At 45.4% G+C, this 22,894-nt stretch carries 18 protein-coding genes; 10 read left to right on the forward strand and 8 right to left on the reverse strand.

What is annotated here, in order from left to right; all coding sequences use genetic code 11:
* Positions 1-17: 17 nt before the first annotated feature.
* Genes WAE59_RS10825 through WAE59_RS10840 form a run of 4 tightly spaced genes read left to right on the forward strand, consistent with a single transcriptional unit; the run spans position 18 to position 4,540 of the window.
* Positions 18-2,063, forward strand: coding sequence for a BatA domain-containing protein (locus tag WAE59_RS10825; RefSeq protein WP_337855976.1), 2,046 nt, complete (start codon positions 18-20; stop codon positions 2,061-2,063).
* Entirely contained in the window at positions 2,060-3,322 is a 1,263-nt protein-coding gene (locus WAE59_RS10830; RefSeq protein ID WP_337855977.1) for a dihydroorotase, read from the forward strand. Before WAE59_RS10825 ends, WAE59_RS10830 begins: the two co-directional genes overlap by 4 nt.
* The gene (locus WAE59_RS10835) at positions 3,315-3,992 is read left to right on the forward strand and encodes a hypothetical protein (protein ID WP_337855978.1); all 678 of its coding nucleotides are present in this window, start codon (positions 3,315-3,317) and stop codon (positions 3,990-3,992) included. Before WAE59_RS10830 ends, WAE59_RS10835 begins: the two co-directional genes overlap by 8 nt.
* 2 nt (positions 3,993-3,994) lie before the next feature.
* Complete coding sequence (locus tag WAE59_RS10840; protein ID WP_337855979.1) at positions 3,995-4,540, forward strand: DUF4199 domain-containing protein; 546 nt, start codon at positions 3,995-3,997, stop codon at positions 4,538-4,540.
* An 8-nt stretch (positions 4,541-4,548) separates the two neighbouring features.
* Here the strand turns inward: WAE59_RS10840 and WAE59_RS10845 are convergent, their stop codons facing one another.
* The 8 genes from WAE59_RS10845 to WAE59_RS10880 all read right to left on the reverse strand — a co-directional run bounded on the left by WAE59_RS10845 (position 4,549) and on the right by WAE59_RS10880 (position 16,082).
* On the reverse strand, positions 4,549-5,256 hold the full coding sequence (locus tag WAE59_RS10845; protein WP_337855980.1) for a LytR/AlgR family response regulator transcription factor: 708 nt from the start codon (positions 5,254-5,256) through the stop codon (positions 4,549-4,551).
* Positions 5,253-6,323, reverse strand: a complete 1,071-nt coding sequence (locus WAE59_RS10850; protein ID WP_337855981.1) for a sensor histidine kinase — start codon at positions 6,321-6,323, stop codon at positions 5,253-5,255. Before WAE59_RS10850 ends, WAE59_RS10845 begins: the two co-directional genes overlap by 4 nt.
* Positions 6,324-6,344: 21 nt before the next feature.
* The gene (locus tag WAE59_RS10855) at positions 6,345-7,151 is read right to left on the reverse strand and encodes a DUF4249 family protein (RefSeq protein WP_337855982.1); all 807 of its coding nucleotides are present in this window, start codon (positions 7,149-7,151) and stop codon (positions 6,345-6,347) included.
* The gene (locus WAE59_RS10860; RefSeq protein ID WP_337855983.1) at positions 7,142-9,940 is read right to left on the reverse strand and encodes a TonB-dependent receptor; all 2,799 of its coding nucleotides are present in this window, start codon (positions 9,938-9,940) and stop codon (positions 7,142-7,144) included. Before WAE59_RS10860 ends, WAE59_RS10855 begins: the two co-directional genes overlap by 10 nt.
* Before the next feature lie 9 nt (positions 9,941-9,949).
* Positions 9,950-10,624, reverse strand: coding sequence for a DUF4397 domain-containing protein (locus tag WAE59_RS10865; RefSeq protein ID WP_337855984.1), 675 nt, complete (start codon positions 10,622-10,624; stop codon positions 9,950-9,952).
* A 343-nt stretch (positions 10,625-10,967) separates the two neighbouring features.
* On the reverse strand, positions 10,968-12,902 hold the full coding sequence (locus WAE59_RS10870) for a histidine kinase (RefSeq protein WP_337855985.1): 1,935 nt from the start codon (positions 12,900-12,902) through the stop codon (positions 10,968-10,970).
* Positions 12,902-13,651, reverse strand: coding sequence for a LytR/AlgR family response regulator transcription factor (locus WAE59_RS10875; protein WP_337855986.1), 750 nt, complete (start codon positions 13,649-13,651; stop codon positions 12,902-12,904). The genes WAE59_RS10870 and WAE59_RS10875 overlap by 1 nt, the downstream gene beginning before the upstream one ends.
* Before the next feature lie 124 nt (positions 13,652-13,775).
* On the reverse strand, positions 13,776-16,082 hold the full coding sequence (locus WAE59_RS10880; protein WP_337855987.1) for a redoxin domain-containing protein: 2,307 nt from the start codon (positions 16,080-16,082) through the stop codon (positions 13,776-13,778).
* Positions 16,083-16,162: 80 nt separating this feature from the next.
* Here WAE59_RS10880 and WAE59_RS10885 point away from each other — a divergent pair, with 80 nt between their 5' ends.
* Genes WAE59_RS10885 through rseP form a run of 6 tightly spaced genes read left to right on the forward strand, consistent with a single transcriptional unit; the run spans position 16,163 to position 22,891 of the window.
* Positions 16,163-17,113 (forward strand): glycosyltransferase family 2 protein, encoded by a 951-nt coding sequence (locus tag WAE59_RS10885; RefSeq protein ID WP_337855988.1) that lies wholly within the window; start codon positions 16,163-16,165, stop codon positions 17,111-17,113.
* 3 nt (positions 17,114-17,116) lie between these two features.
* On the forward strand, positions 17,117-18,085 hold the full coding sequence (locus WAE59_RS10890; RefSeq protein ID WP_337855989.1) for a glycosyltransferase: 969 nt from the start codon (positions 17,117-17,119) through the stop codon (positions 18,083-18,085).
* The gene (locus WAE59_RS10895) at positions 18,082-18,870 is read left to right on the forward strand and encodes a hypothetical protein (protein WP_337855990.1); all 789 of its coding nucleotides are present in this window, start codon (positions 18,082-18,084) and stop codon (positions 18,868-18,870) included. The genes WAE59_RS10890 and WAE59_RS10895 overlap by 4 nt, the downstream gene beginning before the upstream one ends.
* 6 nt (positions 18,871-18,876) lie before the next feature.
* A complete protein-coding gene (locus WAE59_RS10900; RefSeq protein ID WP_337855991.1) occupies positions 18,877-20,376 on the forward strand; it encodes a GH3 auxin-responsive promoter family protein in 1,500 nt (499 codons plus the stop codon).
* Positions 20,373-21,554, forward strand: a complete 1,182-nt coding sequence (locus tag WAE59_RS10905; protein ID WP_337855992.1) for a 1-deoxy-D-xylulose-5-phosphate reductoisomerase — start codon at positions 20,373-20,375, stop codon at positions 21,552-21,554. Before WAE59_RS10900 ends, WAE59_RS10905 begins: the two co-directional genes overlap by 4 nt.
* Before the next feature lie 8 nt (positions 21,555-21,562).
* Positions 21,563-22,891: an RIP metalloprotease RseP gene (gene rseP / locus WAE59_RS10910; RefSeq protein WP_337855993.1), complete on the forward strand. Its 1,329-nt coding sequence runs from the start codon at positions 21,563-21,565 to the stop codon at positions 22,889-22,891.
* Positions 22,892-22,894: the final 3 nt, after the last annotated feature.

The raw sequence follows: 22,894 nt of genomic DNA on the forward strand, positions 1-22,894 counted from the left end.
TCTACCTTTGGTTTTTAATGAATTTCCTCTACCCAGGTTTTCTTTTAGCGCTGCTGGCAATAGCGATTCCTATTGCGATTCACCTGTTCAATTTCCGAAAATTTAAGAAGGTTTATTTTAGCAATGTTGCTTTTCTGAAAGAGGCGAAGGAACAGAATTCCTCCCGGGAGAAGCTCAAACACCTGTTGATTTTGCTGAGCCGGATATTGGCTGTAGTTTTTCTGGTGTTTGCTTTTGCCAGACCTTATATTCCTTCCGGCGCAAGGGTTACCCCGGGGCAGCGAAATGTGGTCACGGTATACATCGACAATTCTTATAGTATGGAGTCGGTGAATAAAGAAGGGAGCCTGTTGGATGAAGCGAAACGCAAGGCTAAGGAAATTGTAAGGGCTTATGGACTGAATGATCAGTTCCAACTCCTGAGCAACGATTTTGAGGGCAGGCACCAGCGCCTGGTCAATAGAGAAGAGTTCATTCGCTTACTGGATGAACTGAAAATCTCTGCGACCAGCAGAAGTTTACAACAGGTGATCAACAGGCAACAGGCCGACCTGGCGCCGAACCGAAATCAACTGACTTATTTTTTATCTGATTTTCAAAAAAGCTTCGTTGGCACCAAGCCGCTGCAATTGCATAAAGCATTGCAATATCATTTTGTGAAACTGAATGCCAATGAGCTGCCGAACATTGCCGTAGATAGTGTATGGAGCCTTTCTCCCGTACATCAGCCAGGGCAGGCAGAGCAACTCGTGGTACAGCTGCGCAATTATGGAGAAGAAGAAGCAACAGGCCTGCCGCTAAAGCTGAGCATTAATGGGCAACAGAAAGCGATCAGCAATGTGGCTGTTGCGGCCGGACAATCGCTGAAAGATACCCTGCGTTTTAGTGGACTTAAAGCAGGCTGGCAAAAAGCTGTGTTGAGCATTAAGGACTTTCCCCTCACTTTTGACGATGAGCTGAACTTCAGCTTCCAGGTGAAGGAGCAAATGAAGGTCCTGGAGCTTAAAGGTGACCTTTCAGAAAATTTCATTTCTTCCCTGTACGGCGCAGACCCCTATTTTAAGCTGAGTGTGATGCAGGAAGCAAACATCCGTTATTCGGAGTTTGGGGAGTATAGCCTCATTGTACTGACTGGATTGAAGGAACCGTCCTCCGGTCTGGCACAGCAACTGAAAACTTATGTGCAAAATGGAGGTTCCCTGGTGGTATTTCCGGATCTGGAAGCAGGAAGCAACATATACACGGCTTTTTTAAACGCGATGACCCTGCCTGCGGTAAAGGAGCTGAATGCCGGGGCTGCAGTAACGAGTACCATAGATCTAAAGAACCCGATGTTTAAAGAAGTCTTCGGGGAAATTCCTAAAAATATGGACTTGCCGGTGGTGAACCGTTATTTCAGTTACCAGGATCAGAGCAGGTCTGCGAAACAGGATATTCTGCAATTGCCCCTGAACAAATCCCTTTTTGCAGCTTATGGTCTTGGGGCGGGTAAGGTTTACCTTTCTGCCGTATCATTGAACCTGAAAGACAGCAATTTGCCAAAGCACCCGACATTCCTGCCCCTAATGTACAAAGCGGCTTTTGCCAGCGCACGTGAACAGCCGTTATACTATACTACCGGAAATAGTGACCTGCTGGAAAGCCAGCGCATTACCTTGTTGAAGAACCAATCGCTAAAGCTCGTTTCTGAGGGTTATGAAGTGATTCCTGAGCTGCGGCAGACAGCAGATAAAACTTTACTCTATGTAGCCGATCAGGTGAAAAAAGCTGGCTTTTATTCCTTGATGAAGGGCGATTCGACTCTGGCTGTGATTGCCTTCAACGACAACCGGACGGAGTCTGATATGCATTATGCCGATGAAGATGAGCTGAAAAGCTTATTCGGTAAACAACAGGCTTCAGTCTTCAATTCTAAAAAAGACGCCAATTCTCTGAACATACTGGCTCAAAATAACAGCACTGAGTTATGGAAACTTTGCCTAATTTTAGGTATTGTTTTTTTAGCCATTGAAATACTATTGATCAGATTTTTTAATCATAAAAAAACCATACCATTATCATGAATCTTCTCATCACGGGCATAACCATTGCCGATCCAAACAGCCCCTTCAACCAACAGAAATGTGATGTGCGTGTAGAGCAGGGAAAGATCACTGCAATTGGCGCTAACTTGAAAACATCAGGAGATGAGCAGGTCTTTGCAGCTGAGGGAGCAATTTTGTCGCCGGGCTTCTTTGACCTGAACTGCTCCATCGGTGACCCGGGTTTCGAGACGAAAGAAGACATTCAAACGGCTACCGCTGCTGCGAAAGCAGGAGGATTTACCGGAATCGCGGTATTGCCGAATACGAGGCCTGTAGTACAGTCTAAAGCCGAAGTGGAATACATCATCAACAGAGCCAAAGGTAGCCTGGTGGACGTACTTCCGATCGGAGCGGTAAGTCGCGAAATGGAAGGTAAGGAGTTGGCCGAGCTGTATGATATGCAGCAGGCCGGTGCGGTTGCTTTTTCCGATGGGGGCAAAGCGATTGCAGATGATGGCTTCATGAGCAGGGCCTTGCAATATGCACAGGGCTTCAACGGTTTGCTGATGGTTTATCCGGAAAATAAATATATTGCCGGGAAATCGCAGATCAATGAGAGCAAGACCAGCGTATTGCTGGGCATGAAAGGCTTACCTGCCTTGGCTGAAGAAATGCACATCAGCAGGGATATTTTCCTCGCTACTTATCATGATGCACCTGTACACATCAGCAACATTTCTACTGCCGGTTCGGTAGCCCTGATCAAGCGGGCGAAGAGAGATGGTGTAAAGATCAGCTGCGATGTAGCTGCGCATCACCTGGTATTTACAGAAGAGCTGCTGAACGATTTCGACAGCAATTATAAAGTGAAGCCACCACTGCGTGGTAAGTCTGATGTCAAAGCCCTGATTTCGGGATTGAAAGACGGCATCATAGATGCGGTAGCATCACAGCACCGTCCGCATGAGATCGAACACAAAGATGTAGAGTTTGAGATTGCTTCTTATGGCATCATCGCTTTGCAAACCGTACTTCCCTTATTGCTGAAAGCGGGACTCGATGCTGGTACCATTGCAGAGAAACTGTCGATCAATCCACGTAAATTACTGGGGCTTACTGTGCCGGTGATTGCAGAAGGTGAAGAAGCCAATTTCACGGTTTACCATCCTTTGCAGGAATGGGTATACGATCGTGCAGCTAATTTTTCGAAATCATCTAATTCTCCCTTATTAAATAAAAAACTGATCGGCAAAGTTCAGTTGGTATATAACAATAAACAAGTACAATCATATGGATAATCAGGTAAAAGTTGCGCTGATCGCAGCACTGGATAAATTTGCTGCGGCATCGGGAAAAGATTCAATCAAGCTGGAAGACGGTCTTGTGGAGGTTTTCAGTAAAGATCTTGGCTTTTTGGAAAAGGTAGAGGAATTTGACGAGGTGTTCGACGAATATCCGGACTTTGATGAACTGAGGGAAGTCTTTTTTGATTTGCTGATGATCAACTTCTTTACTTCCGATGTGAAGAAACTTGAAGAGGATTACCTGGATTCGCCGGAGTGGGAAAACATTGAAGAAGAAACTATTGACAGGGGAACTGAATTGCTAAACCTCTTATTGTACATCAATGAGTGCCACGACGAAAAGATCAAGCCTGAACTGGGCGATTTCTTAAAAGAATTCCTGTTGGTGGAAGAAGATGAGTTTCAGGATGAATTCCACATCTACGAAGACCTGATCAGTAACCAGAACCTGGTGGAAAGCAGTGTAGAAGATATCTGCAGTCATGCCGGAATGATTGAACTGGGTGAAGAAATGGAAGAACTATTTGTACCTTTTATGGTATTCTTCTATCAGCCTAAATCCAATGACAAGGTATTGGCTGAGCTGGAAGAGTTTAGTGCAAATAAAGAATTTGATGTAGCAGTTTACAGCCTGATTGCTCACTTTAACATACAACAGAATTAACCATGGAAGAAAAAGAAGTCCTGCCTGTAAAAAACAGCGCACATTCATTGGCCGTTAAAGGCGCGGCTGCCTACGCTGTCTATTTTCTCGTATTGATCTATATTTTCAAGCTGATCGGATTGGATCAGAATGATGTGAACATGAGTATAGCAGAGAAGGTTATCAGCTCGGTGGCCACTTATGTACCTTTTATTTTGGCAATTGCTTATGTACAACTTACTTTCAGAAATGAACTTGGTGGCTTCATCAGTTTCGGTAAGGCTTTTTCAGCTGGATTCAGGCTGTCTGTTTATGCCGGACTGCTGATTGCGATCCTGATGCTTTTGTATTATAAGGTATTGGATACCGGAGCATTGGAGAAAATGACGGAAGCCGCTGTGCAGGCAGCAGGTGATGATGAAAACAAAATCAAAGGCGTGGAAATGATGAAACCATATATGTTGCCGATGATCTGTTTTGGTTTTGCGATCAACTATACGTTTCTGGGTTTGATCATCAGTCTGATCAGTGCAGCAATCGTAAAAAAAGAGCAGCCACTATACGAATAGGCTTTTCATTATAAATTTCTGCCGCTGATATAGGCTTGTAAGGCAGGTCGGTAGCCATCTCCAATGGGGATTTCTACACCTGCTACGATCAGTTGTGTCTTTTGCACCGATTCTATCTTGTCGAGTGCGATGATGTAGGATTTGTGGATGCGCATAAACTTGTCTGTGCTGAACCTTTCTTCGATCGCTTTCAAGCCCATTCTAGTGATTACCGGAGCAGCTTCGCTGAGGTTGATCTTTACGTAATCCTTGAGTCCTTCAATGAAGGTGATGTCCTGCAGCATGACTTTCACCAGAGAATAGTTGGCATTGACAAAGACATGATCGTGTTCTTGTATTGCGGGTTTGTTTTGGGGCTGACGAATTTGATGCAGTTCCTGCGCTTTTTGGACAGCCTTCAGAAAGCGGGGAAAGGGGACAGGCTTGACAAGGTAATCGACCACATCCAGATTAAAGCCATCCAATGCATGTTCCTGATAGGCCGTCACAAGGATCACCATTGGTGGGTTTTTCAGGGATCGGATGAGCTCCAGTCCATTGATCCCGGGCATCTGTATGTCTAGGAACAACAGGTCTACCTGTTCTTTTTGAAGTACTTCCAGCACCTGCATGGGATTCCGGCAGGTAGCCACTACATGAAGGTAAGGGATTTGCCTAACATTGTCTTCCAGCAGTTCCAGCGCCGGTTTTTCGTCATCTACCAATATACATTTCATGGCTGTAGGTTGATTTCCAGTTGAGCAGTAAAAGTACCATCTTTTTCTTCAATGTGCAGTTGGTGCCGGGAAGGGTAAAGCAGTTCCAGGCGGCGTCGTACATTGGTCAGGCCGATGCCTGAATCCCTCACGGCCGAGTTTGCTGGACTGGAGATGCCGTTCAGGACTTTCATTTTGAGTACTTTTTCTGGTGTGACTTCTATTGAAATATCGATCACAGGATCTTCCAGTGTGCCAATGCCATGTTTGAAAGCATTCTCTACAAAGGGGATCAGCAGCATAGGCGCAATGGTATTGCCTGGAAAAGATCCGTTAAAGAAGAGAACGATCTTTACACTGTCTCCGAAGCGGAGCAACTGCAGGTTGATGTAATTCCTGAGGTAGTCGATCTCGTCAGAAAGACTGATCTGTCCGCCATTGGTATCGTACAGCATATAGCGCATCAGTTGGGAAAGGTTAATGAGCGAAGGCTCCAGCAGTTCGGATTTTTTGCGTGCCATAGAGACCAGTGTATTCAGGATATTGAACATGAAATGCGGGCTGATCTGTGAGGAGAGAAATTCCAGTTCTGTTTTCAGGTGGATGTTCTCGCGTTCCTTTATGAGCTTGTCACGCTGTACTTTATCTGTATATAAACGGTAACTGAAACTTGCGAGGATCACGAACAAGAAGGGCAGCATACCCAGAAAAGGAATGTGCAGAAATCCGGGGCCTCTGCCTCCTCTGCCCATATCCGGTGGACGAGGGAAATCTTTAGGGTGGAACCGGGGCATGTCGGGCATGAGCAGGTTGCTGGCCAGCATAAATACGGCCAGACAGCTGAGCAGTAATCCGATGTAAATGAGCATCCCATTCTTTTTTTCCCTCAGGGGATAGATCAGGTAGGTATGCAGGTAAAATATGAGGATGAGCAAGATATTGGAAAAGATGGAGCCCCTGAGCATTTCCAGCCGGATTTCCGCCGGCAAGTTGCCCCCCCGGTTAAAAAAGGGGAGGGTAAGCAGCGGCAAACCGATCAGTAATGGGGCGAGAAGGCCCAATATTTTCCAGTATTTCGTTTTTCTCATGTTGATCAAATGTAAATAAATCTATTGGTACACCCGCATCTGGAGCGTGTCGGCCTGCATGGCGGTAAAAATGCCCAGGCCATTGTTCACATTAGTGTAGGGATCGGTCAGGTTCAAAGAACTGCCGCCATTGTTGTTCAGCGCATCTACATATTCCTTATTGATATGAAAAAGGATGAGCTGGTGGCGGCCCAGGTAATTGAACATCATCTGCCGCGTCTGATAGCTGGATACCTGCCCTAGCGTAAGTTCGGTATCCCGGTAAGAAGAGCTGTTTCGTGGGTTCAAACTTGTCCTGCTGGTTTCCATGTTCTTGATCACCATCAGGTAGTAGCCAGAACTGGTGTTGGTCCAGCTGAGCGTTACAGGAACAAATGTTTCGGGGGTACTGCCAAAACTGAAGACAGGAACCTGCTGAAGGGAATCTGAAGCAACGAAGTTTTCAGGTTTGGAGGGGACGGTCGTTTTGGAGCTGACCGTCGTATTGTTGTAATCGAAACTTAGCGCATAGCTCTTATTCGGCGCCACGAAATTGGTGTCTGCATAGGTGTAGCTCCCGCTGCTGCTTTCTGTCAGCTCGATGGTTTTACCCCCGTCAGAAATATTCAGTTTCAAGCCGGTGATGGGGAAACCGTAAGAAATGGTATCGTCCAGGTATTTTTGGTAGTAGACCTTGACCAATACTGACTTTCCGGGGACGAGAAATCCTTCCACGACAGGACGTTCGTAACCGTTGGTGGAGACGATTTCTTTTTTACAGGCGAAGAGGCCGATAGTGATCAGCAGGGTAAGGAAGAGCAGGCGGGGTTTGTGGGTCTTTATTTCCATTTCAGGCTGAGTGTAATGTTGGGGGTGAAACCCAGATAATTGACATTGGAGGTAATTACCTGGTTGTTGACGATTGAATATTGTTTATACCAGACGTTGGATCTGTTGTAGATGTTGAACAGGGAGAATCCGATGCTGCCGGTCTTGCGGCTGTCGATCTTGATCAGGTCATAAGTCGCTGCTGCATCCAGGCGATGGTAGGCCGGCATGCGTTCCGAGTTTTTGGCGCTGATCGTTAGGAAGGTATGGCTTCGGCCGGTATAATCGTTGACGGTATAACTGGTCAGCGGTGCGGTGTAGGGCTTACCTGTTGCATAGATCCAGGTGGCCGATAGTGTCCATCTTCCGGTGTGGTACACGTTGACCAGTTTAAATTCATGTCCGGTATCCTGATTGGCAGCAAATGCTCCGCCATACACCTCGAAATTGTTGGTGGCTTCTGATAAAGTATAGCTGATCCATCCGGTATACCTGCCCTGGGTTTTTTGCATCAGGAACTCTATCCCTTTTGTATAACCATTGCCATTGTAGAAATGCTCCTCCAGCGTGCCTTCCGAGCCGGGTCTTCTTCCGGTCTGGCGCTGGGAATACTCGCTCAGGTTGTAGAGTTTTTTGTAATAAGCTTCTACATCGAATAGAAATCTGTTGGTTTCGTAGCTGATGCCAGCAATGTAGTGCAATGCAGAACTGACGGGAATGGTACTTCCATTGGAAAGCACCCAGAAATCGCGGCTTCCCGCCAGGATGTCTTCCTTGATGACCCTGTTGGTAAACTGATAGAACTTGCCGGTAGCTCCTTTTAAAGTCAGGTTGTCTGTAAGGGTATAGGTAGCTGAAAAGCGCGGTTCATAATATTGTTTACCGGTCAGGTCGTAATAGGTACTGCGGATGCTGGGTTTCAATTGAAGGGCATTGAAAGGGCTAAGCTCCAGCTCGGCATAGCCGCCACCGGTAAAGGCTTTGGTATTTTGATTGATGAGTGTGCCGGTATCTGTCAGGCTGTTTTCGTAGGCTACATTTTGCCTGGAGCCAAAGCCACCGAAGAGCAGTTTTACTTTACCTGCCAACTGGAGTTCCCAGTCGGATTTTAAACTAAAATCTTTCAGGTTGTTCTTTTCGAATGTACCTGTGGAGACAGTCTGGTCATTGCCTTCGCTGTCCTTTACCGTGATCTCATTGCTGTTGTCGCGGTCACTATGGTAGGTTGAATAGCTCAGCAGGGTGTTGGAATACAACCTGGAGTTCCAGCGGCTCGACCATTTGAAACTGGAACCCAGATTGCCATAGGTGGTTTTGTCGGTAGAACTGATGCCACCACCCCCAGAAATGCCCGAAGGCAAGGTCACATCACGACTGTTGTCCAGGTTGTCATTGCCCTGATAAATACTCCAGGAGAAGCGGTTCTTATCGTCGGGCGCGTAGGTATATTTTGCATTGAGGTCATAGAACGAAGAGGAAGGCGTGGTAGCTGTTGCAGCACCGCCGCCAAACCCTCCGCCACCGCCCCCCGGAGGTCCACCGCCCATGCGTGCCCCCGAGCCGGTTGAAATGGTTGTACTTGTATTGAATTTATTGAAGATTTTGTTATATAACGGGCCCTGATAAGAATGCCGGTAGGCGAGTAAGAGGGTCGATTTGTCATTGATCGGTTTTTCCAGGAACACATTCGCGCTTAAGAGACTGAGGTCGCTGGCAATGCTCGTCTCCTTGCTGTTGCCTTCCTTGCCGACGATATCCGTAACACTGGAAAGCCTGCCGCCATATTTGGCAGAGAAGCCACCTTTATATAAAGTCACGTCTTTCACGGCATTGCTGTTGAAGGCGCTGAAGAAACCATATAGGTGGTCTACCTGGTAAACCGTAAAACCGTCAAAGAGTACCAGGTTCTGATCAGGGGTGCCACCACGCACATAAGCACCGGAAGAGGATTCATTGCTGGCACTGATGCCGGGCATCAGCTGGAAGGAGCGGAGGATGTCTTTTTCACCGATGTTGGGCAGTTCCTCCAGCTTGGCAGGGGAGATCTGCAGCACACTGACGCGTCTTTTGTCGGTACTCATGGCATTGTCTTTCTTTTTATCACGAATGACCACTTCATTCAGGGATTTGGAAGCGGAGAACAGACGGATAAGGATCTCGCTTTTGATGTTGGCTCCGTTCAGTGCAAAAACATCCGCCTGGTAACCCAGGTAATTGATGAGCAGCACACAAGTATCTGCAGGCACATTAAGTAAGGTGAAATAACCGTCGGCATTGGTATTGGTGACGATATTTGTGTTGCGCACACGTACCATAGCAGCGGGTAGGGATTCGCCCGTATTGTGGTCGATCACCCTCCCTGACAGTTTAAAAGCTTGCATTACCATAGGTTTCCGTCCTTCGGTCATGGTGTCTTTGCGGACCAGGGCCAATTTGCTGCGGTCCTGTGCCACTGTTGCTTTATTTTCGGCAACCATTTTTTTGATGCGGGTCACATCAGCAGGTTTTCGGATGATGTAGATGCTCTGGTCGGGGTCCAGCCAGTAGTAGAGGTTATTGTCGCGGCAAATCTGGGCAAGCACATCTTTTACCGGTTCTTCCATGTATCTGTCAGTGACCATATAATCCTTGATCATTGCTGCATCATAGACGATCCTGAGCTGGGATTTGGTGGCCAGGGTATCCAGCATTTCAGTCATGGACATGCTATAGAAGCCGCTGATGCTGGCTGTGGTGCTGAGTTTGCTCTGGGCAGAAGCACTGGCTGCGATGAACGCAGTAAAGCCCATTAGAAATAACAATCTTTTCATAGCTGTGGCTTATAAATTGGTGATGAGCTGTCCGCTAAAAGCCCTGTCGGTCTCGCCGGGGTTTAGCAGGCCACGTGCAAGAATGGTATAATACTTTCCGGCAACCAGGGTGTTGCTTTCCATAGTCGTCTTAATGGTAGCGTTGCTGGAGTCCCTGATCTGGAAAATATAGGCCTTGGGGTCGACGGCAATGAAATCGCTTGCCGTTTTGTAAGCTTTGCCGCTGATCAGATTTTCTGCCTCAGCAGCTGCGAGGTCGAGGCTTGGCGCATCAGCTGAGAGGTTGATGAAGCGGATGTAAGCCTTTTCAGTAGAAGTTACCGACAGGTTGTCGGTAACGAGCAGTCCATCCAGATTTTCTTGCTGATCGATGATGAAGTAGGAGTAAATGGTATTGCCGCTCAGGCTTAGGGTTTTGCTCATGAGGTTTTCAATACTGCTTTCGGGTGTCAATTTAATGGGATAGTCGCCCGCTAGGTATTCCGCATACGCGGTGGTGCCTCCGAAAGGGAGCGCAGCGGCGGTGACCAGGCTACCATTGACATAAACGTAATAGGTGCCGATGGTCGGAGAAGCATTCACGATGCTCAGGTAGGCGAGCTGCGTATCGGAAGTGTCCGTCTTTTTACAGGAAAGAAATGGGATCAGGGAGAGTATTAACAGGGCTTTTGTAGAAAATTTCATCGCTTGTGGTTTATTTAATAATTATCCTCTTGATTGTGTTTGACGAGGTGAATTTTAGAAAATAGAGTGTTAACAAATGTTAATTGCGACGAAAGGTTGAAAATGTATGTTGTAAATGCTGTTTTCTGCGAAGAAATGAAAAATGCGTTTTTTGGAAAGGGTGGAAAAATGTTAAATTGTTTATAAATATTGTTAGGTATGAAACTTCATTATGCGTAAATTGTTATGGTAATATAAAAGAGAAAAAAAGTCCTGTGAGCGGGTGATCCGCGGAGGGCAGGCAAAACATAAGGCGTATGCCGGACAAAAGAAAATAGCCCCATGCTGAAGTATGAGGCTATTTTTATTTAAAAGGGATGGTGATGATGACGAGTGTGCCCTGTGGGGTACTGCTGATGGTAAATCCTGCCGGCTGTTCGCTTTCTTTGGCTAAAATATCCAGACGCTCTTTACTGATGGCGGTGGATAGCGACTTGTGTCCCGAATCTGTTTGTTTGCTGCTGATCCCTCTGCCGTTGTCCTGAATGTTTACGAGCAGCACCTGATCCTGGATGTCGAAACGGATATGGAGTTTGCCGTCCCGTTTGTTTTGGTCAAACCCATGCATGATTGCATTTTCTACGAAGGGCTGGATGAGCATGGGAGGGATGTATATGCTTTCAATGTCTTCATTATCGTCGACCTCAATCGCATAACTAAAAGCTTCATCATAACGCATCTGCTGCAAGCTCAGGTAATTCTCCAGGGTTTCGATCTCTTCACTTAGCGGTACCTGACTTTCCCTGGAAAGTTCCAGGCTGCTCCGGAGCAGCCGGCCAAACTGGTTTAGGTATTTCAGTGTTTTCTCTTTTTCATCAAAGCGGACGAAACTTTGTAGTGCCGAAAGCGTGTTGAAGATGAAATGGGGCTCCATTTGCGTGCGCAGCAGGCGCTGTTCCAATTGTGCCTTTTCTTTTTCGTTGCGGAGTTTGCGTTGTTTCTGAAAATAATACAAAAAGAGTACAGTACTGATCGACAATAGGGCTGCCAGTGTGCTGATGAGTAACCATAAGCGGTTGCTTTCTAATCTATCGATGGTAATGCCCACGGTTTCATTGAGGTGATGAATGGATTTGTCTTTGGCGATCAACTGGTAGACGGTAGACATTTCGGCGATGGCACGTGCATTTTCAGCCTCATACAATTTTCGGTATTCGTCGATCAGGAGTTCCTGTTGCCGTTGCGCCCTCCCATATTGCTTAGTAGCAAATAAATAATCCAGCATGTTCTGCCGATAAGTGATGATGTCTTTTTCATCGGCCTTGCCAGGATATTTTTCGGCCAGTTTTTCACTTTCAAGCAGGTAGTGTTCGGCACTGTCGATGCGATTGGCCCTGAGGAAAGCTCCGGCAATGTTTGCGTAGTTGGTGTATAAATTGCCTGTCCTGACGGAAGATGCTGAGGCTCCTTTCTCCTGTTCTTCTGCAAGGTCTATGGCGAGTCCCTTTCTATGGTAATAAATGGCAGAATCAACATTTCCGATGCGCTCGAAATAAGTAGATTTCCGGTCGGCAATGAAGCGTTCTTTAGAAATGTCCGGTTCGGTGCGGTAGACATCGACCATTTTATTGATGTATTTAAAAAGCGAATCGGTGTTGTCCACCAGCTGATAATAGCAATTTGCGGTCTGGCTGTAGACCCTGAATTTGGCATTGACATCGTCTGGGAGCAACGGCAGGAGCTCCATGGCCTTGCGGTTCATCGTCAGTGCATTATCGGTCAGCTTGAGTTGTTCACAGGATTGGCCTGCAGCAAGAAAGATGATCATTTTTTGCTTTGGCGTCACTTGCAGGGAAGTATCAGCCAGGAGCATTTGTGCGGCCTGATTGTAGTAATAATTTTCCTGGTGGATCTTTTGCTCGGCATGAGCGGCATTGCCCAGTCCGGAATAGAGCAGTACTTTATGTTCCTGGAAGTTGCGCTGGTTTTCCATGAGTTCCCAGGCGATTTGCATGTGTTTTTTTAGGGAATCGACCTCATTGAGGCTATAAAAGGCACCGGCGATGTTGTAGTGAATCTTGGAACTCAGCACAGAATCGCGGTGGTACCTGTTTTTTTTAAGTTTTTTGTACCAGAATTCCAGTCGTGCATTAGGGTCCGGATTTTTCTTTTGTTCATCTGCATCATGTTGTAAACCGAACATGAGTTCTTTCGTGGAATTTTTGATGGGATGAGAAGGTTCACTTTCGTGGCAGCCGAAAAAGACAAGGATCAGCAGGCAATAAAAAAGTCTTTTCATTAGTTGATGGTCATGATGCGCTGAACGATATGGTCTTTTCTACGCGTGGATACCGGGATTTCCGTTTTGTCCTTCAGGATAAGGTCGCCAACTTTCAAATATTTGTCTACATACATGATGTTGACCAGGTAGGATTGGTGCGGCCTCAGGAAGCAATCTTCAGGAAGCAGCTCGTCATAGAATTTGAGTGGTTTAGAAATGAGGATCTTATCGCCATTGGCCAGGAAGAACCAGGTGTATCCGCCTTCACTCTGACAATAAACAATGTCTTTGAGCTGGATGACCTGAAGCGACTCCTGGGTGGTCAGTACAATGCGGCTTTCCATTGTCCGTTCGCTGGGCTGGTGGTTGCTGCGAATGAACTGCAGTTTTTGATCCTGAAGGGCCAGATCAGTCCTTTGCAATACCATCTTTTCAACCGCTTGTTTCAGTTCATTTTCATCAAGTGGTTTTAGCAGGTAATCCAATGAGCCATATTTGATGGCCTTGATGGCAAAGTGATTGTAAGCGGTTATGAAGATGATCTTGAATTTGATTTCGTTCAATTGCTCCAGGATATCGAAGGCGGTGCCGTCAGTGAGCTGGATGTCCATGAGAACGAGTTCGGGATTGGTGGCCCGGATGAGTACCAGGGCATCTTTGACACTGGCCGCTGCACCTAAAAAGTTGAGTTCTTCCTCCTGGCTGACCAGGAATTCTATTTCTTTGCGTACTGCGGGTTCGTCTTCGATAATCAGGGTACGGATCATGGTCTGTCGTTAGTTTAGGGAATCAGGATGCAAAATACTTTTTCTCGCGATTCTTTCCCCACATAACGATTATTTGTCACATGATGTTTTTCTATTTGCCGGGGACAGGCAATTATCCGCCGCTTCAATTGGCGGCATAAATGGTATTCAGTTCTTTTAGAATTGCTTTCCAGTCTTTTCCGAACTGCACGTTGAGCATTTTACCATCAGGTGATACCAGAATTTTGGAGGGATAGCCAGTGATCCGGTAATCACGCTCCACCTTATCGTCGGACATGGCAACAGGCATTGTATAGTTGTTTTGCGCGATAAAAGATTTTACTTTTCCTTCCTGGTCATGGCAGGCAATGCTGAGGAAGTTGATGTCACCGTGCTGACCAGAAGCCAGTTCTGTATAGAACTTGTTGACTGATGGCAGTTCCTCTTTACAGGGGCCACACCATGTTCCCCAGAAATCGAGTACCAGCCATTTACCTTTAAAGTCGATCAGGGAATGCTCTTTTCCGTCAATATTTTTTAGCTTGAAATCCGGGGCTTTGCTCCAGGAACCAACAATGTCATGAATAAAAAAGGATTTGAAATCTTTGTCCGGGAATCGGGTGGTATAGGTTTTTTGCATTTCCGGAAGATTTTCCGGATGGGCATTGATGTCTACAGCAATCATTTTAAGCGCCTGTTGCTCATCGCCGGAGTTCATCAATCTGTCGATATAATCCTGACGGTAACTCTCTTTTGACTTTAGGAAAACCCGGTCGTAGAAACTGCCGTATGCTTTTTCCCTATTGTTTTTAGGGGAGTACGCTGCTGCTTTGCTGAGAAAGATGATGGCATTGGCCGAATCTTGTTTTAGCGCCGACAAATATTTCAGGTAGTAAGCATGTGCAAGTATATTTTGATTTTCATAGCGCGTTCTATTCTTTTCATCACTGCTGTAGCGGATCAACTTGCTGATGGTGGTATCGAGCAAGGCTGTAGCTTCTTTTGATTGGTCTAACTGCAGGAGTTGGCTGTAAATCAAAAGCGCATAACGGCCGCCATTGCCTTCCAGCATCTGGCGATCATTCAGGCCGATGATTTTCTTAGCGGTGCTGAGCTGTAGTTCCGCATTTTGCTTTTCCTTTTTTGCCTTTACCCAAAGATACATTGCCCCGACTTTCTCCTGATATACCGGTTTTTTTTCAGCAGCAAAGAGTTCAATCAATTCATCGCTTGCCTTTTCAATTTTCGCCCGCTCATCGAATTCGTGTTCATAAATATAATTTTGTGCGAAGCTTTGTTGCAGCCAGCTGCTGAATGATTCCTTATCGTATACATACTTACTGACGTCCATGGCGCTGGCAGCACCCTCTTTACTCAATGCTTCTCCAAGTTTATTGTGCAGGTGGCTATCCTGACCACGTAAAACTTTATTTGGTGTAGCCATCAGTGCATCGTAGTATAGCTTGTAATTGTTCCGATTGCGGCTTTCCTGAATCTTATTTAGTTTCGCCACAAGGTAATAAGGATCATCAGGGAAAGATGTGCCGTAGTTGGCGATGGTCTGTAGTAATTTCAGTGTATCAGATTTGGGATCCAATTTGAGGGCATTGCTCCAATAACTCAGACGTGTGGCCATGTTTACCCAGTCAGGATCGGCTTTTGGCGGTGTAGGTGGATTGATGATTTTTTGAGTAAACAGTACTTCCCCTTGATTACGGATGGTATCACCGTTCCCGTCCACTGATTTAGAAATGAAATTATATTGCTCTGCCCCGGTTTGTATCAGTCCGGTAGCGGGATCTAATGCGTATCGGTTTTTAACGTACATGTCCTGTGCACTGTTTTTTTCAGAACTGATGATTCGCTGTTTTCCTTTGTCGGTAGTCAGTTTGTATTTCATACCCAAATCTTTATTCTCCCATTCGGTAACTTTGTTGATATCCTTATCAGGATATTGGAAAAAGAGACGCTGCAGGGTTTCCATAAAATTATTCTGGCCATCTTTTAAGATGTTGCTCTTGATATCGGTATTCAGATCCCATTGATCCAGCGCAGCACTAAGCGGCTGCATGACACCGTCCATACTGAGGATTTTCCCCTTTGGACTAATGATTAGCTTTATAGGCTTATTTTGCAATGCAAGTGGGAAGAGCACTTCTGTAGAATTGAACTTTGTATTCCTGATAGAATCCGTGTTAAGTAATGTATTTCCGTCATTTCTGATCAGTGTTTTGACGATTTTGCACTCCATTACGGTATTCCCATTTGGATCTTTACCCATGGACTCGATGCTGTAGGTATACTGCTTGTCCTGTTTAAACAGTTTGTCCTGGTAACTGGTCTGGTAGTAGAACTTCTTTCCTTTCGGAAAGTTGATCTTCTGTGCGCAGAGGTTGCCGGTAGTATATAAAAAGCAGCAAAGTAGCAGGGAATGTCTGATGAGGTGTTTCATAGAGATTTATCGTTAATTGTTTAAATATAAAATAAAATAAATATAAGTTTGCAATTGTTTTTTAAGCGTCGTAGGCACACATGGATATTTCTGTAGTAATCCCATTATATAACGAAGATGAATCTTTACCGGAATTGACCGCCTGGATTGCGAAAGTGATGCGGGAGCACAATTTCTCTTATGAAGTATTGTTCATAGACGATGGGAGTACTGACAATTCCTGGGCGGTAATTGAAGCTTTAAAAATCGAGTTTCCCGCTGTGAAAGCGATTAAATTCAGAAGGAATTACGGTAAGTCAGCAGCACTGAATGTGGCTTTCGAAGCAGCAGAGGGAGAGGTCATCATTACGATGGATGCGGATCTGCAGGACAGTCCTGATGAGATTCCTGAACTTTACCGCAGGTTGAAAGAAGAGCAGTTGGATCTGATCTCCGGTTGGAAGAAAAAACGTTACGATCCCATTTCCAAGACCATTCCTACCAAATTGTTCAATGCAGCAACGCGAAAAATGTCTGGTATTCAGCTTAATGACTTTAATTGTGGACTGAAAGCTTACCGTAAGGATGTAATCAAGACCATAGAAGTTTATGGGGAGATGCACCGTTATATTCCGGTGATTGCCAAATGGGCAGGATTTAAAAAAATCGGTGAACAGGTGGTAGAACACCGGGCGCGGAAATATGGCGTGACTAAATTCGGTCTGAGCCGTTTTATCAATGGTTTTCTGGATTTATTGTCGATTTTCTTTGTGGGTAAGTTCGGTAAACGCCCTATGCACTTTTTTGGTTCTATGGGAGTGCTGAGCTTTTTGATAGGTACTTTCATCACGATCTGGCTGATCGCGGTGAAACTTTATGAGATCTCGATGAACGTGAAATACCGTGACATTACCGATCAACCACTGTTTTATATTGCGTTGGTTGCCATTGTTGTAGGTTCACAACTCTTCCTGACTGGTTTTGTGGCAGAATTGGTGACCAGAAACGCGCCGGAGCGTAACCAATACCTGATAGAAAAGGAGATCCTTTAAACCATGTTTTTTTCCATTGTAATCCCTTTATACAACCGTCCGCAGGAGATAAATGAACTGTTGAATACCCTTACACAGCAGACTTATATGCAGTTTGAGGTGTTGGTGATAGAGGATGGCTCTGTGAAAGATGCCGGGGCCGTGATCGATAAATATGCCAATGCCCTGGATCTTCATTATTATGTAAAGCCCAATGCCGGGCAAGGTTTTGCCCGGAACTACGGATTCGAGCGTGCAAAAGGCGACTATTTTGTGGTATTTGATTCAGATTGTCTGATTCCTAAAGACTACCTGGAAACTGTAAGGGATTATTTATTTGAGCATAAGCTGGATGCTTATGGTGGACCGGATGCTGCACACCAAAGTTTTACGCCAGTGCAAAAGGCAATCAGCTATGCCATGACTTCACCATTTACGACGGGTGGGATCAGGGGAAATGCCAAGCACCTTGGTCAGTTCCATCCCCGAAGCTTCAATATGGGCGTTTCCCGGGAAGTATGGGAAAAAGTAGGAGGCTATATTCTGACCCGGCTGGGTGAGGACATAGAGTACAGCATCAGGATCCATGAAGCCGGATTCAAGATCGGACTGATCCCGGCAGCCAAGGTATACCATAAGCGCCGGACGAGTTTTGCACAGTTTTATAAGCAGTTGCATTTCTTCGGAAGGGCAAGAATCAATATTTATAAACATTTTCCTAAAGAGCTAAAATTGGTGCATTTCTTTCCTGCCGTATTCACCTGTGGCTTTTTTTTTACGCTACTCATCAATATCTTTTATTGGCCTTTGGCATTTGTATGCAATTTTTTGATGTTGGTATACTTTATGTTGATATTTTTTCATTCCTGGCAGGTTAATAAATCATTAAAAGTTGCATTTTTGAGCATTATTGCTGCGTTCATCCAGCTGTTTGCTTATGGACTGGGATTTATGCAGGATTTAATTAAACGTGTAGTACTCAACCGACAATGATAGAGTTTTTAAAGGACAGTACTTTTACTGTAAATGAGGTGATTGTAAAGGCCTGGGCAGTGACGAAGAGAAATTACTTTTCGATTGCTACGCTGTGCTTTTTGATGTTCATCACCTATGCTGCATCCAGTTTGATGGCATTTTTCATGAGTGAGGTGCATTTGGCACTCAGGATGCTGATGTCATTTATTTTCACCATGTTCTATTTTACGATCAATCTTTCCCTGTTCAGGTATATTTTCCACCTGCTGGATGATGAGGAACATGATGTGAGTATTGTAAGCACCATTCCGACCAGGCAGCAGATCATCAGGTTCCTGATTGCGACTTTGTACTTCATGTTGTGTATCATCGGGGTGTATTCTGTAGTGATTTTAGTCGCATTCCCCTTTATCTATACCGGAATTAGAATGGAGATCATTACTAATGTGGCCATTTCAGTGGGTATTGTCGCCATCTTCATTACCTGGGTCAGGATTTCTTTTTTTCCATTCTTCATTATTGACAAAAACCTGGGGCCTTTTGCCTCAATCAAATATAGTCTGGCCACTACAAAAGGAAACTTTACGAAGATCTTTTTATTGTTATTGGTTTTGGCAGGTTTCCATTTGCTGAACCTGTTCTTTGGTTATATTCACTGGCCGCTGATTGCTTTCTTTGTGAATGTGCTCAGTGCCTTTATCATTGTTCCTCTGGCCAGTGTGGCACTTACCGTAGCTTACCGTAAGATGATGAGTGATTACAAAGGTGAGGGTGAGCCAGATATCTTACATAATATTGTTTAAAAAAATATGGGCTTAAAAGCGGCATTAAGTAAGCCATTTGCGGCCCTGGTGGTGCGGGGCATCAATAAGTGGAAGGCAAATGCAGTAGCTGCACAGCAGAAGACGCTGCTGGAGCTGGTTGAATCGGCCAGTCACACTGCTTTCGGTAAAGATCATCAGTTTTCGGAAATCCGCAACCATGCGGATTTTAAGCGCTTGGTGCCGATACGGGATTACGAAGAACTGCGGCCTTATATCGATAGGGTAGTTGCCGGTGAACCCGATGTGATGTGGAAGGGCAAGCCCCAGTATTTTGCGAAAACATCGGGTACAACTTCCGGAGTGAAGTACATTCCTATTTCTAAAGAATCGATGCCAGAGCATGTTAAGGCAGCCAGGAATGCACTATTGACTTATATCCACGAAACCGGGAAGGCTGATTTTGTGAATGGAAAGATGATCTTTTTACAGGGCAGTCCGGTGCTGACCAAGAAAAATGGCATCAACGTTGGGCGTTTGTCGGGCATTGTAGCGCACCTTGTGCCAGGCTATCTCCAAAAGAACAGGTTGCCCTCCTATGAGACCAATTGCTTAGAAGACTGGGAGGAGAAAGTAGATGCTATTGTCGCAGAAACCTACCATGAAGACATGACCCTGATTTCGGGGATACCGCCCTGGGTGCAGATGTATTTTGATAAACTCCAGGAGAAAGCTAACGGAAAGCAGATCAAGGATATTTTTAAAAATTTCAGCCTTTTCGTCTACGGAGGGGTCAATTACGAACCTTACCGGGCAAAGATTGAAGCCAGTATCGGCAAGAAGATCGATACGATAGAAACCTATCCTGCTTCTGAGGGGTTTATAGCTTATCAGGATACTCAAAACGATAAAAGCCTGTTGTTGCTGGCTAATGCGGGCATGTTTTATGAATTCATTCCTGCGGACGAATATTACAATGACAATCCCACGCGGCTCAGCCTGGGAGAAGTAGAGCTGGAACAAAACTATGCGTTGATTTTGAATACCAGTGCCGGCCTCTGGGGTTATAGCATAGGGGATACAGTTAAGTTCGTTTCCAAAAATCCATATAAGATTGTGGTCACCGGAAGGATCAAGCATTTTATCTCTGCTTTTGGCGAGCACGTGATCGGAGAAGAGGTAGAGCATGCCCTGCTGACCGTGGCCAATGAAGCAGGTATAGGCATTACCGAATTTACCGTAGCACCACAAGTAGCTACGCCGGCGGGAGAATTGCCTTACCACGAGTGGTTCGTGGAGTTTGCAGTGCCGCCTACAGATTTAATTTCTTTTAGTAAAAAGGTAGATGAAGCCTTACAAAAGAAGAATATTTACTATTTTGACCTCATTGAAGGGAAGATACTGCAACCTTTGATCATACGGTCGTTGCAAAAAGATGCTTTTGTGAACTATATGCGCAGCCAGGGAAAACTTGGTGGGCAAAATAAGGTTCCGAGATTATCTAACGACAGGAAGATTGCAGAAGAATTAAAGCGATTTATAGATTGAAAAATATATCCATTTTAGGTTCCACCGGTTCTATTGGGACCCAGGCATTATCTGTAGTTGCCGCTAATCCAGACCTATACCGGGTTACCGCAATTACCGCCCAATCCAATGCCGATTTGCTGATTTCCCAGGCATTGCAGTTTAAGCCTGCAATGGTCGTGATCTGCGATGACAGCAAATATGGAACAGTAAAGTCAGCATTATCGGGTACCACCATACAAGTATTGTCCGGCGAAGACGGTCTTTGCGAAGCCGCGAGCCTGCCTGAAGCAGATCTGGTACTGACTGCGGTGGTGGGGGCCGTCGGTCTAAAGCCCACCATTGCAGCGATTAAAGCCGGTAAAGATATCGGTTTGGCCAATAAAGAGACTTTGGTGGTGGCAGGAGATTTGATCACTGCTTTGGCGAAAGAATACCGAGTGCGCATCATTCCGGTAGATTCAGAACATTCGGCGATCTTTCAATGTCTGGTGGGTGAAGAAGAAAGTAGCATAGAAAAAATATACCTGACTGCTTCCGGCGGTCCATTCAGAGGCCAAAGCCCTGAGTTTTTGTCCACCGTGACGAAGAATGAAGCGCTGAAGCATCCCAACTGGGTCATGGGTGCCAAGATCACGATAGATTCTGCTTCCCTGATGAATAAGGGTTTAGAAGTGATAGAGGCCAAATGGCTGTTTGGCCTGGAGCCCGATCAGATTGACGTAATTGTTCATCCGCAATCCATCATCCATTCCCTGGTACAGTTCAATGATGGTTCGATGAAAGCTCAGATGGGGCTGCCCGATATGAAACTGCCGATTCATTATGCCCTGGCCTATCCGGAGAGAATTAGTAGTGATTTTAAGCGTTTTAACTTTATGGATTATCCCGATCTGAGCTTTCATCAGGCTGATAAAGAAACCTTCAGGAATCTGGAGCTGGCTTATCTCGCGATGCGCAGGGGTGGAAATATGCCCTGTATCATCAATGCAGCCAATGAGGTGGTGGTTAATGCCTTTTTGCAGGATCAGATTGGATTCTTACAAATGAGCGATGTGATCGAATCCTGTATGGAAGGTATCGAATTTGTGGCAGAAGCCAGCCTTAATAATTATTTAGAAACCGACCGGTATACGCGTATATTTGCCGGCGAACTCGTAACAAAACAACTGAATTACAATCAAAACATAAAATATTAAAATTATATATGAGCGGACTGATTATGGCGGCCCAGTTACTTCTGGGATTATCGATACTAGTAATTTTACATGAATTGGGACACTTTTTGGCGGCGCGTGCCTTTGGAATTAAAGTAGAGAAATTTTACCTGTTTTTTGATGCCTGGGGTTTCAAACTCTTCAGCTTCAAAAGAGGGGATTGCGAATACGGGATCGGATGGCTGCCATTGGGCGGTTATGTGAAGATCACTGGTATGATCGACGAGTCGATGGACACAGAGGCTATGAAACAGCCTGCACAGCCCTGGGAATTCAGGTCGAAGCCAGCATGGCAACGTTTGATCGTGATGCTGGGTGGTATCATTGTCAACGTTATTGTAGGTATCCTGATCTTCTGGATGCTGACTTTCAAGTATGGGGAAACCTTTATACCAAATGATTCTGTTTTGGGAATCAATCCTGGTCAGATCGGTAAAGAGATCGGTTTGAAAAAAGGAGATAAGGTTGTTGCCGTTAATGGTGTAAAGGTAGTGCGTTTTGAAGAACTGATTAGTTCTAAAGTATTGCTTGGCAATACCACATTGAGCATTATCCGTGCTGGACAGCCGATGGAGATTAAAGTTCCGGACAACATTTTAAATAAGGTGTCTGATTTGGGTATAGAAGAATTCATCAGCAGAATGCCGCTGCGTACTGCGACCATTGATAGCGTACCGGCAAATAAGCCCGCGTTTAAGGCTGGAATAAAAGCCGGTGACCGCATTACAGCGGTAGGAGGTGTTCCGGTAATCTATGATGTGGATGCACAAGCACAGATTGTGAAAAACAAGGGCAAGCTGACCAGCATTGATGTGATCCGTGATGGTTCAGCTTTGGCCATTGATGTACCTGTAGACACTGCGGGTACGGTAGGTATCCGTTTTAATGTCAGTGAAATCAAAGAAGAAACCATCAAATACGGATTGCTTGCTTCTTTCCCGATTGGGGTAAACCAGGCCTGGAAAGTATTCAGCGATAATGGTAAAGGAATCTGGAAAGTATTGACTGGAAAGATCAAAGCCAACAAAGCATTTTCAGGACCAGTGGAGATTGCGCGTAAGGTATATGGCGGTGAGTGGATCTGGGCCAGATTTTGGGCTTCTACAGGCTTCATTTCAATCGCCCTGGCATTTATGAACCTATTGCCGATCCCGGCATTGGACGGTGGACATGTGGTATTTTTGATCGTTGAGATGATCAAAGGTAAACCATTGGGTGATAAATTTATGGAACGTGCACAGATTGTAGGCTTTGTCTTGTTGCTGTCGTTAATGGTCTTCGTGCTGGGGAATGACATCTTCAAGGCCATAATGCATTAGTGA

It is taken from the genome of Pedobacter sp. GR22-6, assembly GCF_037402555.1.
GTDB lineage: Bacteria > Bacteroidota > Bacteroidia > Sphingobacteriales > Sphingobacteriaceae > Pedobacter.